Annotated in this window: 15 protein-coding genes; 8 read left to right on the forward strand and 7 right to left on the reverse strand. The window is 66.6% G+C overall.

All coding sequences use genetic code 11. The features are described 5' to 3' along the window. Window positions 1-46: 46 nt before the first annotated feature. Complete coding sequence (locus ON22_RS24165) at window positions 47-928, reverse strand: nuclease-related domain-containing protein (RefSeq protein ID WP_051158021.1); 882 nt, start codon at window positions 926-928, stop codon at window positions 47-49. 160 nt (window positions 929-1,088) lie between these two features. Further along, window positions 1,089-1,469 carry a VOC family protein gene (locus ON22_RS24170; protein WP_033246341.1) on the reverse strand — a complete coding sequence of 127 codons (381 nt, stop codon included), beginning with the start codon at window positions 1,467-1,469 and terminating at the stop codon, window positions 1,089-1,091. 173 nt (window positions 1,470-1,642) lie between these two features. On the opposite strand from ON22_RS24170, the gene ON22_RS24175 reads away from it, so the two are divergent. Then, window positions 1,643-2,497 carry a patatin-like phospholipase family protein gene (locus tag ON22_RS24175; RefSeq protein ID WP_051158022.1) on the forward strand — a complete coding sequence of 285 codons (855 nt, stop codon included), beginning with the start codon at window positions 1,643-1,645 and terminating at the stop codon, window positions 2,495-2,497. Between the two features lie 19 nt (window positions 2,498-2,516). On the opposite strand, the gene ON22_RS24180 is transcribed toward ON22_RS24175, so the two are convergent. Next, entirely contained in the window at window positions 2,517-3,785 is a 1,269-nt protein-coding gene (locus ON22_RS24180; RefSeq protein ID WP_051158023.1) for a helix-turn-helix domain-containing protein, read from the reverse strand. A gap of 242 nt (window positions 3,786-4,027) precedes the next feature. Here ON22_RS24180 and ON22_RS36850 point away from each other — a divergent pair, with 242 nt between their 5' ends. The 4 genes from ON22_RS36850 to ON22_RS24195 all read left to right on the forward strand — a co-directional run bounded on the left by ON22_RS36850 (window position 4,028) and on the right by ON22_RS24195 (window position 5,995). Then, entirely contained in the window at window positions 4,028-4,165 is a 138-nt protein-coding gene (locus tag ON22_RS36850; protein ID WP_156052383.1) for a hypothetical protein, read from the forward strand. Then, window positions 4,165-4,566 (forward strand): ArsR/SmtB family transcription factor, encoded by a 402-nt coding sequence (locus tag ON22_RS24185; RefSeq protein WP_033246342.1) that lies wholly within the window; start codon window positions 4,165-4,167, stop codon window positions 4,564-4,566. The genes ON22_RS36850 and ON22_RS24185 overlap by 1 nt, the downstream gene beginning before the upstream one ends. 83 nt (window positions 4,567-4,649) lie before the next feature. Then, window positions 4,650-5,366 carry a polysaccharide deacetylase family protein gene (locus ON22_RS24190; RefSeq protein ID WP_033246643.1) on the forward strand — a complete coding sequence of 239 codons (717 nt, stop codon included), beginning with the start codon at window positions 4,650-4,652 and terminating at the stop codon, window positions 5,364-5,366. Window positions 5,367-5,449: 83 nt separating this feature from the next. Beyond that, window positions 5,450-5,995: a carboxymuconolactone decarboxylase family protein gene (locus ON22_RS24195; RefSeq protein WP_033246343.1), complete on the forward strand. Its 546-nt coding sequence runs from the start codon at window positions 5,450-5,452 to the stop codon at window positions 5,993-5,995. Window positions 5,996-6,270: 275 nt separating this feature from the next. Here the strand turns inward: ON22_RS24195 and lpdA are convergent, their stop codons facing one another. After that, on the reverse strand, window positions 6,271-7,674 hold the full coding sequence (lpdA, locus tag ON22_RS24200; protein ID WP_033246344.1) for a dihydrolipoyl dehydrogenase: 1,404 nt from the start codon (window positions 7,672-7,674) through the stop codon (window positions 6,271-6,273). Window positions 7,675-7,729: 55 nt separating this feature from the next. After that, window positions 7,730-8,416 (reverse strand): ZIP family metal transporter, encoded by a 687-nt coding sequence (locus tag ON22_RS24205; protein ID WP_033246345.1) that lies wholly within the window; start codon window positions 8,414-8,416, stop codon window positions 7,730-7,732. Between the two features lie 245 nt (window positions 8,417-8,661). Between ON22_RS24205 and ON22_RS24210 the strand changes: the two genes are divergently transcribed. Then, window positions 8,662-9,294: a TetR/AcrR family transcriptional regulator gene (locus tag ON22_RS24210; RefSeq protein WP_033246346.1), complete on the forward strand. Its 633-nt coding sequence runs from the start codon at window positions 8,662-8,664 to the stop codon at window positions 9,292-9,294. Between the two features lie 41 nt (window positions 9,295-9,335). Further along, on the forward strand, window positions 9,336-10,196 hold the full coding sequence (locus ON22_RS24215; protein WP_033246347.1) for an alpha/beta hydrolase family protein: 861 nt from the start codon (window positions 9,336-9,338) through the stop codon (window positions 10,194-10,196). Between the two features lie 4 nt (window positions 10,197-10,200). On the opposite strand, the gene ON22_RS24220 is transcribed toward ON22_RS24215, so the two are convergent. Both ON22_RS24220 and ON22_RS24225 read right to left on the reverse strand, forming a co-directional pair. After that, a complete protein-coding gene (locus ON22_RS24220) occupies window positions 10,201-12,276 on the reverse strand; it encodes a prolyl oligopeptidase family serine peptidase (protein WP_033246348.1) in 2,076 nt (691 codons plus the stop codon). A 34-nt stretch (window positions 12,277-12,310) separates the two neighbouring features. Then, on the reverse strand, window positions 12,311-12,667 hold the full coding sequence (locus ON22_RS24225) for a winged helix-turn-helix transcriptional regulator (protein ID WP_081595799.1): 357 nt from the start codon (window positions 12,665-12,667) through the stop codon (window positions 12,311-12,313). A gap of 144 nt (window positions 12,668-12,811) precedes the next feature. On the opposite strand from ON22_RS24225, the gene ON22_RS24230 reads away from it, so the two are divergent. Further along, window positions 12,812-13,702 (forward strand): NAD(P)-dependent oxidoreductase, encoded by an 891-nt coding sequence (locus ON22_RS24230; RefSeq protein WP_033246350.1) that lies wholly within the window; start codon window positions 12,812-12,814, stop codon window positions 13,700-13,702. Window positions 13,703-13,752 lie beyond the last annotated feature (50 nt).

Below are 13,752 nucleotides of genomic sequence, written 5' to 3' on the forward strand. Positions count from 1 at the left end.
GCCTTACCACCCGGCGGCCACCCCGGACCGGACATTTTCGGCCTGCTCAGCAATCCGTCTGCAGCGGCCAGCACTCCGCCGGACCGGTCGGCGGCGGCACGGTCGGGTCGACACTGCTCGGGTCGGCACCTGTACTGGGCGCCGCAGGTTCGGCGGCGGGACCATCGGCGATCAAAGAACCGGCGATCGCGGCCAGCACGATGAGCATGCCGAATACCGCAACCGCCAGGACCCCCCACCCGATCAGATCGTGGGCCCGCCGCGAATCCGGGCGCCGCAGCGGCCAGGTGCGGGGTTTCTTCGGCGGCTCCGGCAATTTGTCCTCGAACCCGGCCGCGATCAGTTCACCGCGGTCGGGCGCCCAGCCGGTGAGCGCCCGGGTCGCCGCGCAGACCCGGCCGAGCGTCCAGCGCGGCGGACCGGGAGCGAAATTCTCCAGGAAGATCCGCAACTCGGTGGACTCGGCGGTATTGCCCACCACCACATCGAGACCCGGCCGCAGCGTCTCGCGCGCCGGACGTAACACCGCCCCCCGGTACGGGATCAGCGCCACCGCACCGCACAGATGACCGGGGTCGTAGGAGGCACGTTCGAAGGTGAACTGCACCTCCCGCAGGGCGCTCTCCACGCGGCGCACCGGATCGGCCCCGAGTTCCAGATCCAGATCGGCGGCGGTATCACCGACCCGCCAGGGACGTTCGGTGGATACGGTCAGCATTCCGCTCTGTTTGCTGCGGAAACCGATCACCTCCACCACGAGTATCCCCTGCGGAGTCCAGACCACCGCACCGATCTGGCGGGTGCCGCGCTGGGTCCCCACTCTCAGGTCGACGATCGCCAGCCCGGTCGACGGCAATTGCCGCAGGCATTCCACGAATTCCCGCTCGGCGGCGGAAAGTTCCGCCCGATCGTCGACCTTCACCAGCATCGTGTTCCACCTCTGCTGCGTGCCGTTGCTCCCGGTGCCACCACTGACCCCCGCTGTCGATCTTCACCCACCAGTCCCTTTCGTACCACTCATATGCGCTACGGCTCGGGTGAATCACCAATCAGTGGCCGATGTTCCGGGTTATCCGGCCGGTCGGCGATCAGTCGACCCACTGCACCAACTGGTAGACGATCCCGTTCGGATCCGTTGTCTGGAAATAGCGCTCACCCCATTCTTCGGTCTCGATCGGCGTGACGATCGGTGCGCCCGCGGCCTGGAGACGCGCGTATTCGGTATCGATATCGGCCACCACGAACACCACGAGCAATCCATCGCCCGCCGCCCCGGCGATACGGGCGGGTTTGAACGTGGACAGTCCGGTGCGCAGGTAGATGAGGTTGATACCGGCATCGGGATGGGTCAGCGAGACGAATCCATCGGCCGACATCTGCTCGGTGAATCCGAAATGCGCCGAGACGAATCCCGCCGAGGCGGCCGGGTCGGCGACATTGAGGGAAATGGCGGTTCCGGTTGTGTGCATGCGGCCTCCACGAGTGCGTCGTTTAACTTCGTACATCGTACGTAGTTCTTTATAGCCGACGGGTCACCGCGTTACACCGTGATCTGCTTCACACGCCAGGCGGCCGGGCGTGCAGCATTGCCGCGAGCCGCCGAACCCGAGCGTGCGGTCCGGTTGTTGGCTAACCTGCTGCCATGCCCGACGCCGTATCGCACCGAGAAACCACCATCGCCCTGGTACTGGGAGGCGGTGGGCCCGTCGGAATAACCTGGCTGGCCGGCCTCACCCATGGATTACGGTCGGCCGGAATAGATTTGGCGCGTGCCGATCGCATCATCGGCACCTCGGCCGGTGCGGTGGTGGGCTCGGCCATCGCCGCCGGTACGGACCTGTCCACCCTGCTCACCCCACGCCCCGAGTCGGCCGAACCGCCCACCGCGGCGCCCGCGCACGACTACGGCGTACTGCTCGAGATCACCACCCTGCTGCGCGCCGTCGACCAGGACCGCGACCTCGTCCTGCAGCGCGTGGGCGAACTGGCACTGGGCGCGGATACCGGCGACCCCGCCCAGCACCTGAAGCGGATCGGCGCACTGGTGGATTTCGCCGAATGGCCCGACCACGATCTGCTGGTCACCTCCATCGATATCGGTTCGGGCTCGCTCACCGCCTGGACCCGCAACGACGCCGCCACCCTCGTGGAGGCACTGGGGGCCAGCACCGCCGTACCGGGAGTCTTTCCGCCGATCGAGATCGCCGGACGCCACTACATCGACGGCGGGGTGCGCTCCACCATCAATGCCGATCTCGCCGCCGGCTACGACGCGGTGGTGATCCTCGAACCGCTCGCGCACCTGTACCCCCGGACCCGCGCCGATCGGGATCTCGGCGCGGCCCGCGAGATCACGATCGCGCCGGACGAGATCGCGATCGCCGCCTTCGGACCCGACCTGTTCGGCGCGGCCGCACTGGTCCCGTCCTACGACTCCGGGCTGCGTCAAGCTGCCGCGGCCGCCGAGGAGCTACAAGACTTCTGGCCGGGGGCCTGAGCCCGGTACGTCATACGAGTCAAAGAGTCCGCGGGCCGCGAGCTGCCCGCATGGCGGTACGCGTTTCCCTACGGCCTTCCGGCGGCTGCCCGCGCGGCGTATCCACACCGATTCGCCGCGCGAACTCGATGAGGCCGGGGGTGCCCTGATCCATGCTGAGCAGATCCACAGTCGTGGACCGCACCGAACGCTGCCGGGCAAGGTATTCCGGAGCGAGCGTCTCCACATCGAGGAGCAGGGCCAGCGCACGGTCCGGCCGGCGCCGCTGCGCCCAAGCCCGGGCAGTATCGACCAGCAGCCGGGCGCGCTGGAAATCCGGGAGGCGACCTGTATCGATTCCGGCGGCCAGCCGGATCGCGAACCCCGCGTCACCGAGTTCCACCGCGGCGGCGACCTCGTACAGGGCAACGGCGGTCGGGCCGAATTCGATCCGGTACTCCTCCCTGTCGGCCCCGACAGCGCTCGCCGCCTTGCGGGCGCTGTCCAGCAGCTCGCGAACTCGTTCGGCATCGTCCACCCGGGCAGCGATGATCGCGGACTGCAGGGTCAGCGCACCGTAGACGACCAGTGCCTGCGATGCCGGTTGGTCCAGCAGTACCTCCAGGGCGGCCCGCGCACTGTCGGCTGTCTGCCGGGCGAGGTCGAGATGCTGCCCGCGCTGGAAAACAATGATGCGCCGGTATGCGCACGCCGCCATGAGCACCGGATCCGCGCGACGCTGCGCCACCCGCATCGCACGTTCGGCGGCGGCCCAGGCGGCATCGAACTGCTGCAGTTCGGCCAATGCGACCGCCCACACCTGGCATGTTTCGGCCAAGAGTTCGTCGGACCGACCGGACTCCCTTGTCGTGGAAGCCATTTCGAGGTGCGGCAGCAGACCTTCGAGCAGCGTGTGCAGTTCGGCGTAACGCGCCTGGCGTGCGCAGGTCCAGACCTGGTCGACCTGTTCGGCAAGCCGGTCGAGATCGGGCCGCGCCGCCGGCTCGGCCACCGCCGCCGCCAGGGCATGATCGGTGACCAGCAGCAGACGCAGGGCCCGGGTATGCGCCGGCATCGGTTCGACCCGGGCAGTGGGCGCGCTCGGCGCCAGCTCCGCGACCGGCATATCCAGTACGTCGGCGATGCGCTGCAGCACATCGAGCGCCTTGACCGGCCGCACCCCGCGCTCCACCTGTGACACCCACGCCTCGGACCGTTGGATCAGCGGTGCGAAATCACGTTGCGACAATCCTTTTCGGGCACGGTAATAAGCAATCCTGCGCCCGATACCGGATTCGTGATCACTCATCAGTGGGATGCGCCTTTCGCTGCGACCGGACGCACTCTCCGGCCCTGGGCCGATAGTAGGGCCATCACCACGGCCGGGTACCGATCGGCGGTAACGGTTTTCCGCATCGGGACGGTGGGAATGCGGTTTTTCCGGGCCGGGCCCACAGGAATGCGTTTTTTCCGTACAGCCAACCGGGATTACGGAGATATTCGGGCACGCGAAGTGGCGGTCGGCATGTCCCGGCCACTCCGGAGGGCAAGATGTTCGTGCGTACCGCGGCCACGGCCTGGGCCGACGCGGCAATCGCCGACGGCGACGACCCGGCCCTCGCACAACAGGGCGCCGAGGCAACACTGGCGTTCTACACCACTGTCCCGGAGGAAGACCAGCAGTCCTGATGTCGAGTCCTGTTCCGGCCGCCGTATTCGAGGCACTCGCCGACCCGGTCCGGCGCACCATCCTGGCCCTGGTGGCCGCCGGTGAACAGCCGGCCGGTGCGCTCGTGGCCGGGGTCCGGGCGCATACCCCGATTTCCCAGCCCGCTGTCTCGCAGCATCTCAAGGTTCTCCGCGAGGCCGGGCTGCTGCGGGTACGACCGGCGGGGACCCAGCGGATCTACACGCTGGACCCGGACGGTATCTCCGCCGCCCGGGATTGGCTGACCGCCCTGCTCGATCCGATGGCGCCGTTCGCGCAGCCGCTCGATGCGCTCGCCACCGAGGTCGCGCGCGGTAAACGCGAACGCCGCCGGCCGCGCCCCGGCACCGGCGAAACAGACCGCGATACCCGGTCCGCTTGAACCCCCGGTCCCGGCACCGATGGGTGCACGACCACCCGGCTTTCCGACTGGTTGGCCCGCAACTCTCCTGGTATATAGCTTTGATGCGACGGTGGATGATCTGGGCAGCGCTCGGTCTGGTGACGGCACTGGTGGTGCTCGCCGGCGGGTACTTCCTGATGAATTCCCGCACCTACCAGCTGGCCGGCCAGTTGGTGGACCGGGTGGAAACGGACGAAAAAGTAGTCGCGCTGACCCTGGACGACGGTCCCGGCGAGCACGCCGGTGAAGTACTCGATCTGCTCGCCGCCGCCGATATACCCGCGACCTTCTACCTCAACGGCCGCGATCTGGCCGCCCGCCCCGAACTGGGCCGGGCTATCGCCGAAGCCGGCCACGAGATCGGTAACCACACCTACAACCACCGCCGCATGGTGCTGGTCTCGTCGGCAACGGTCGCCGACGAGGTGGAACGCACCGATACCGAGATCCGCAAGACCGGCTACCAGGGCGACATCACGTTCCGTCCGCCGTACGGCAAGAAACTGTGGGCGCTGCCGAAATACCTGTCCGACCACGACCGCACCACGGTCACCTGGGATGTGGAACCGGAAGCCGGGAACAGCTCGGCCGATGCGATCGTGGCCGCGACCGTCGACCAGGTCCGGCCCGGATCGATAATCCTGCTGCACACCATGTTCGGCAGCGGTGCGGCGTCCCGGGCGGCGATCGGCCCGATCGTCGAGAAGCTGCGGGCCGACCGCTACCGGTTCGTCACGGTCTCGGAGCTGATGGTCGGCGCCGATTCCGGCAAACCCTGATCCGCCCGGACGGGTAGGTTCGCAGACATCCGCGTACCGCCGGGCGCGGCAGACAACGACTTCCACCCGAGAGGGGCAGATTGATGGTTTCGGCGTCGCAACCCCGGATCGCCCCCGGCCGCCTGCGCGAGCTGGGACCGATCAACTGGGCCGCCTGGCAGGTGCTGTCCCGCGCCTCGGGCACCTCGGACGCGCAACTGTTCAGTACCCTCGGCCGCACCGGCCGCCTGTTCCGCGGCTGGCTGCATTTCTCCGGAATGCTGATGCCGGCCGGCCGCTTGCGCCGCCACGACAGCGAACTGGTGATCCTGCGCGTCGCCCACCTACGCGACTGCGCCTACGAAACCGACCACCACATCCGCCTCGGCCGCCGCGCCGGAATCACCCCGGAAACCCTGGACCGGATCCGCCAGGGCGCGGGCGCCGACGGCTGGACCGATAAACACCGAGCCCTCCTGACCGCCGTCGACCAACTGGTGCAAACCCGCGATATCGACGACTCCACCTGGGACCACCTGGCGACCTACTACGACGATAAACGCCTGATCGAAATCGTTCTCCTGGTCAACCAGTACGAGGGCCTCGCCGCCACCATCCACACCCTGCGCATCCGCCGCGACGATTTCTGAGCCGGCCGCTCACCGCCTGGGGAACGTGACCGGACGGGCCGGTCAGCCCCGCCGCCGCGCATACACCACCTGTTCCCAGCTCGCACCTCGCCACCGCTTGTCCACTGGAGCTACGGGTACGCAGTATCTCGTGCCGCAATCGAACCCGAACCGAACCTTGTCGTCCACCGATGGGCGCGACGACCGGTTCAGAGGCGCCCATTGCCCGGGACGCAGAAGGCCCGGAGCGGTGGGTACCCGCTCCGGGCCTTCCGGCCGAATCGACCGGGAAACGATCAGAAGTTGATCATATGGCCGGCCAGGCCGTGAATGGCCTCCTGCAGCGCCTCGCTCAGCGTCGGGTGCGTATGCACGTTCCGGGCCAGCTCGTTCACCGTCAGATCCCACTTCTGCGCCAGGGTGAGTTCCGGCAGCAGTTCGGAGACGTCCGGGCCGATCAGATGTCCGCCGATCAGCTCACCGTATTTGTTGTCCGAGATCAGCTTGACGAAACCGGTGGCATCGCCCAGGCCGTGCGCCTTGCCGTTGGCGGTGAACGGGAAGGTCGCGACCTTCACGTCGTAGCCCTCGTCGCGCGCCTGCTGTTCGGTGAGCCCGAAGCTGGCGACCTGCGGCTGACAGAAGGTGGCGCGCGGCATCATCCGGTAATCGCCGAGGGTGAGGGTTTCCGCGCCGCCGATGGTCTCGGCCGCGACCACACCTTGGGCTTCCGCGACATGCGCGAGCTGCAGTTTGGCGGTGACATCGCCGATGGCATAGATATGCGCCACATTGGTGCGCATATTGTCGTCGATATCGATGGCGCCGCGCTCGGTCAGCGCGACCCCGGTGTTCTCCAGCCCATAGCCCTCGACGCGGGGCGCGAAGCCGACGGCCTGCAGCACCTTGTCGACCGTCACCGTCTCCACCTGGCCGGATTTGTTGTCCTTGATGGCAACGGTGACCTTGGACCCGTCGTCGTCGATGGACTGCACGGCCGCGCCGGTGCTGATGGTGATCCCCAGCTTCTTGTACGCCTTGGTGATCTCCTTGGACACATCGGCGTCCTCGTTGGGCAGCGCGCGGTCCAGGAATTCCACGATCCGCACGTCCACGCCGTAGTTGCGCAGTACGTAGCCGAACTCCATCCCGATGGCGCCGGCGCCGACGATCAGGATCGAACCGGGCAGGTCACGGGTGAGGATCTGCTCCTCGTAGGTGACGACGTTGCGGCTCAGCGAAGTACCCGGCAGCAGTTTGGTCTCGGTGCCGGTGGCGATGATGACATTGTCGAAGGTGATCGACTCCGTGCCGCCCTTGCCGAGTTCCACCGCGATGGTGTTGGGGTCGGTGAACGATCCCTTGCCGTCGTATTCGGTGATCTTGTTCTTTTTCATCAGGAAGTGGACGCCCTTGACCCGGCCGTCCGCGACCTTACGGCTCCGGTCGAACGCCGCCCCGAAATCGAAGGACGCCTCCCCGGTGATACCGAAGGTTTTGGCTTCCTTGGTGAAGATATGAGCCAGCTCCGCATTGCGCAGCAGCGCCTTGGACGGGATGCAGCCCACGTTCAGGCATACGCCACCCCAGTATTTCTGCTCGACGATCGCTGTTCGCAGGCCGAGTTGAGCGGCGCGGATCGCGGCGACGTAACCGCCGGGACCAGCACCGAGAACGACGACATCGTAGTGGGAAGTCACGGTGTCGAGCCTAACTCTCTCCCCACGGCCGGGCCCACCCCACCCGTGCCGGGTTTCAGCCCAGGAGGAAAGCGACCAGAAAACCCGCCGCGGTCGCGATACCGACCCACCAGCCGCCCTCGCGGTAGGCCTCGGGCATGAGGGAATCGGCGAGGACGGCGACCGTGGCGCCACCGGCGAAGGCCTGGATGGCGCTGATGGGGGTCGCGCCGAGATGTTCGGCGAGCATATGCCCGGCCACGGTGACCACGACCAGCGCCACTCCCGTCGAAACCCACAGACCGAACGCCTTCCGGGTGGAAACATCACGGTCCCGGCGCAGCAGCGCGGATCCGCCGATCGCCTCGGGCACGTTGCCGACCGCGATGGCCACCAGCAGCGCCGGCCCGCCACCGGACCCGAGCGTGACCCCCAGCGCCGTGTTCTCCGGAACGCCGTCGAGGACGGTTCCGAGCATGAGGGCCCAGCCGACGGCCGCGCCGCCGCCCTGCCGTTCGAGGAATCGGTTGGCCACCACGTAGACGGCGGCGCCCAGGAAGAGTGCGGCGCCGGCGGTGACGGCACCGGCCTGGAGGAAGGCGGGTTCGAACAATTCGTTGGAGACCGCGGCGATCATGGTGCCCGCGCCGAAGGCCATGAGGGAGGCGAGCAATGGTTTGGGCAATGTGGTGCGCAGCCCGATCGCCGCACCGATCACCAATGGAATTGCCGTACCGAGTCCATACAGGAGTGCGGTTCCCATAGCGTCGACACTATGTGTTTCCCGGTTATTACCCGGACTTCACACGGCCACCGAGAATTATTCTATTATTTCCCTCTAAAATCCGGCATCCGGGCCGGAACCGAGTACTGTCCGATTTGGCGGTTTTTCCGGTGACCATGCCTGCGAGCAGCCAACTTTCGGCAAACCCGCGGGCACCTGCCGGTGCGCTGCGAAAGGCCCGATCGATGACGAGGGGATCGGGCTTTTCGGTATTGTTCTGCGCGATGTCACAGGAAGCGAATTCGGGACGAAGGTATGCCGGCCAGCCCGTAGAAGATCGGCAACGTGAGCGACGCGCACGATTTCTCGAATCCGGCCTGACGGTTTTTGCCCGCGATGGGTACGCCAATAGCTCGGTCGGTGCGATTTGCAAAGACGCGGGACTGTCCTCGCGTCAGTTCTACGAGGAGTTCACCGGCCGCGAATCCTTACTTCTCGAACTCTTCGCCCTCATCGACCGCGAATCCCGGTCGTCGGTACTGGCATCGCTGGACCACAGCGCCGAGCAGAGCTCGATCCAGCGGATCGACGCGGCCGTCCGCGCGTACGTGCATTCCATCGGATCCGATATGCGGCGGGCCCGGGTCGTGCTGGTCGAGGTGGTCGGCGCGGGCCCCAAGGTGGAGAAGATGCGCACGGAATCGCGCCGTGCCTGGAGTGCCGTACTGGCTCGCGCCGCCGAGGACGCCGCCCTGCACGGCGAGATCCCGACCGGCGACTACGACCTGCGCATGCTCGCCATCATCGGCGCCGTGAACTATGTGATCGAGGAGTGGAGCGGAAACGAACCCCAGCGGCCGCTGGACGAGGTCATCCGCGTGCTGAGCCGCATCATCATCGGCGCCATCCGGGCCTGACCACACAGCCCGCGGCCGGGCCGTCGATTAGCGTTGACGCCGTGGAAACCGTTGCCATCCAGATGCCGGACGGTAGCACCGTCCCGGTGCGGCTGGTCCCCGCCACCGGACCGCATCGGCATCCGATCGCCCTCGATCGCCCGCGCCCCGTGCTCGTGTTGATCCCCGGGCTCGGCGTGCCCGGAGAGTACTACCTGTACTTCGCCCGGGAACTCGCCCGCCGGGGGGTGGATGTGGCGGTCGGCGAACTACGCGGTAACGGTGCCGGCACACCGAAACCGAGCGCGACCAGTTCCTACGGCTACCACGAACTGGCCGCGGTCGATTTCCCGGCGATTTTCGAAGCGGTCCGCACCCGGTTCCCGGACAGCACCCCGTACCTGCTGGGCCACAGCATGGGCGGACACCTCTCGGTGCTGTACGCGGCGCGGATCCGCGGGCGGCTCGGCGGGCTGATCCTCGTTGCCTCCGGGACCCCGTACTACCGCAGATTCCGCGGCATCCTGGGGCCGGGGCTACTGCTCGGCACCGCCGCCGTCTCGCTCACCGCGAACCTCGCCGGTGTCTGGCCCGGTGACAAACTCGGCCCGAACGGGTTCGGCCGCCAATCCAAGGTGCTGATCTCGGATTGGGCGCGGCTGGCCCGCACCGGCCGGTTCACCCCGGCCGGTGCCGATATCGACTACGAGGAACGGATCGCCCGGCTGAAGTTACCGGTCCTGTCGATCACTCTCGCCGGCGACGAACTCACCCCGCCGGCTTCGGCCCGTCACCTGCTGGAAAAACTGCCCGCCGCCGACCAGACCAGCCTGCACGAGCCCCGGCAGCTGGGCCACAACGGCTGGATCTCCGATCCCGCCCCGGTGGCCGACCATATCGAGAAATGGCTGCACGACCGGTGACCGGCTATTTCGCAGTACGGCCTTCGACCAGCATCTGGGTGAAGAATTCGTAGATCAGGGCCGCCTGGAACGCCGACTGTTTGTTGTCCGCGGCACCGCCGTGCCCGCCTTCGATATTCTCGTGATACCAGACGCGATGCCCCTGATCCTCGAGCAGCGCCGCCATTTTCCGTGCATGCCCGGGATGCACCCGGTCGTCGCGGGTGGAGGTGGTGAGCAGAATCGGCGGATATGTCGCGCCCGCACCGTTGTCCATCGCCTTCTGGTAAGGCGAATAGCGGCTGATGTACGCCCATTCCTCGGGTATATCGGGGTCACCGTATTCCGCGACCCACGAGGCCCCGGCCAGCAGCAGGTGATAGCGGCGCATATCGAGTAGCGGAACCTGGCAGACGATGGCACCGAACAATTCCGGATACCGGGTGAGCATCACCCCCATCAGCAAACCGCCGTTACTACCCCCGACCGCCCCCAATTGCGGTGCGGTGGTGATCCCCCGTTCCACGAGATCCCGCGCGATCGACGAGAAATCCTCGTACACCTTGTACCGGTTCGCTTTCTGCACCGAGGTATGCCATTCGGGCCCATATTCCCCGCCACCGCGGATATTCGTCATCACCCAGGTGCCGCCCTGTTCCAGCCAGCCCATACCGGAAGCCCCGCTGTATCCGGGTGTGCGGGAAACCTCGAATCCGCCGTAGCCGGACATCACCGTCGGCGCGGGCCGGCCGCGATTATCGCGATGCCGGATCACGAAGTACGGGATCATGGTGCCGTCGTCGGAGCGGGCGAAGAACTGTTCGGTATCGATCCCGGTCGCGTCGAAGAAGGCGGGCGCCTGCTTCAGCTCGGTCGCCGGTGCACCGACCACACCCGACAGCAACGTTGTCGGCGTGGTGAAACCGCTGGTCATCAGCATGAAGTCGTCGCCACCCTCGAGCGGGTCGAGATTCATGACGCTCGTGGTGGCCATGGCCGGGGTATCGGCGAGGGGCTCACTGCGCCAGCCACCGTCGCCCGGGGTGAGGACGTACAGTTTGGTCTGCACATCTTCGAGGGTCACCAGAAGCAGATGATTCTCGGTCCAGCCGTAACCGTGCAGCGCGGTATGCGCATCGGGTTCGAACAGCACCTCGAAATCGCGTTCCCCGGAAAGGAAACGGTCGAAATGGGTCACGATCAGTGATCCGGCGGCGTACGTGCGGCCACCGGTCTCCCACGGCGATTTCAACCGCACCAGCAGCCAATCCTTGTACCAGGATTCGTCGGCGTCGGACGGAGTTTCGAGCCGGACCCGGGAACCGTCCGCCTGCAGCAGGTACACGTCCTCGTTGTAGAAATCGGTGGCCTGACCGACATAGTGGCGTTCGTAACCGGGCGTGCGATCGTATCCGGCGCTGATCGCGACATCCGTCGCCGCGCCCTCGAACACCGTTTCCGCGGTTTCGAGTGCGGTACCGCGACGCCAGCGTTTCGCGATCCGCGGATAACCGGAATCGGTGAGCGATCCGGGCCCGAAATCCGTGCCCACATACACCGTGTCGATATCGATCCAGCTCAGCCGGGATTTCGCCTCGGGCAGGAAGAATCCGCCGTCCTCGGCCGCGATGAATTCCCGCGTCCCGAGATCGAATTCGCGCACGACCTTGGCATCGGCCCCGCCCCGGGAAAGACTTATCAGGGCGCGGGATTGCTCCGGCCGCAACACCCCGGCCCCGCCCCATACCCAGTTCTCGTCCTCGGCCGCGGCGACCGCATCGAGATCGATGAGGACGTCCCATTCCGGTTCCGGCTTGCGGTACTCGGCGAAGGTGGTTCGCCGCCACAGGCCTCGCGGATGTTGCGCATCACGCCAGAAGTTGTACAACCATTCCCCGCGCCGGCCCGGAAACGCGATCTTGGCATCGGTATCGAGCATGTCCAGGATCCGCCGCTGCAACCGGTCGAATCGGTCATCCGCGGCGAACCGCTGCATCACCACTTCGTTGTTCGCCCGGGCGAAATCCAGCGACCGCTCGCCGGTGACCTCTTCGAGCCACAGATAGGGATCGATTCCGCTGTCCTGTTCGCCGCCACTCATCCGACCATTGTCACCCAGCCCGCCGACCCGTGAGTCACGCAGGGACGTGTACTCGCTCGGCGTCGATCCGGGCGATACGGTCCATACCCCAGAGGCCGAGCGGCTCGAGCGCCGCGTTGAGCGCCGTCCCGTCGGCGGTCAGCGAGTACTCGACCCGCGGCGGCACCTCCCGGTACACCTCGCGATGCACGATGCCGTCTTCGGCCAGCTCGCGGAGTTGCTGAATGAGCATTTTCTCCGAGATACCGGGCAGCCCGCGTTTGAGCTCACCGAACCGCCGGACGCCTTTCGCGTGCAGCTCCCACAGAATCAGCGATTTCCATTTGCCACCGACAACGTCCATCGCGGCGTCGATACCGCAGAAGTACGGACCGCATCGTTTATCGCCCATCATCCGACCTCACTACCTGATTACATACCTTTTGGTGAGTACCAGACAAAAAAGTAGGTACTTGCTGTAGCAACAGTACCGGGGGACGCTCGGTGCATGCACGGACGACGTGCCACACCAATGCTCGAAAAGGAGTCATTCCCCATGGGACAACCCGTACCGACCCCGGTCACCGTGCTCGGGCTCGGCGTAATGGGCAGCGCCCTCGCAGCCGCTTTCGTGAAGGCCGGCCACCCCACCACCGTCTGGAACCGAACCCCCGGTAAGGACGCCGAACTGATAGCGGCCGGCGCCCGCGGCGCCGATTCGGTCGAAACAGCGGTCGCGGCCGGAGACCTGGTCGTCGCCTGCCTGTTCGACCACGCCTCGGTCCACGAAACCCTCGACCCGGTGACCGGAATACTGGCCGGGCGCGACCTGGTGAACCTCACCAGCACCGAACCCGCCGGCGCCCGCGAGCTCGCCGATTGGGCTGCCCGGCACCGGATTCCATTCCTGGACGGTGGAATCATGGCGACCCCGCCCATGATCGGTCAGCCCGGTTCCGCCTTGCTGTACAGCGGCTCGGCCGAGGTTTTCGACCGGCACCGGCAGACTCTCGAACTACTCGGCTCCGCAGAGTATTTCGGGGCTGAACCCGGCAAGGCCTCGCTCGTCGATTTCGCACTGCTGTCCGGGATGTACGTGATGTTCGCCGGCTTCTACCACGGCGCCGCGATGGTGCGCTCCGCCGGTATGTCCGCAGCCGAATTCGCCCTACGCGCCGAAGCGTTGCTGGGTGCCGTCCTCTCGACCCTGCCCGCGGCAGGCGAACAGATCGACAGCGGTGACTACTCGGTACCCTTCCAGAACCTGAACTTCACCAAAGCCGCCGTCGACGCCATCGTTTCCGCCAGCCGCGAAGCGGGCGTGGACCTCGACATCATCGGCCCGGTGAAAAACCTCATCGACCGCCAGGTCGCCGCCGGCTACGGTCACGAAAGCTCCGAGCGGATGTTCGAAAGCCTGCATCCTCCGGCCCGACCGGCCGGATAACCCTCGCCGCTGCGGCCGGTCGACGCGGACACCGTGGGCAGGCCGGTCGG

Source organism: Nocardia carnea NBRC 14403 (assembly GCF_000308515.1).
Classification (GTDB): Bacteria; Actinomycetota; Actinomycetes; order Mycobacteriales; family Mycobacteriaceae; genus Nocardia; species Nocardia carnea.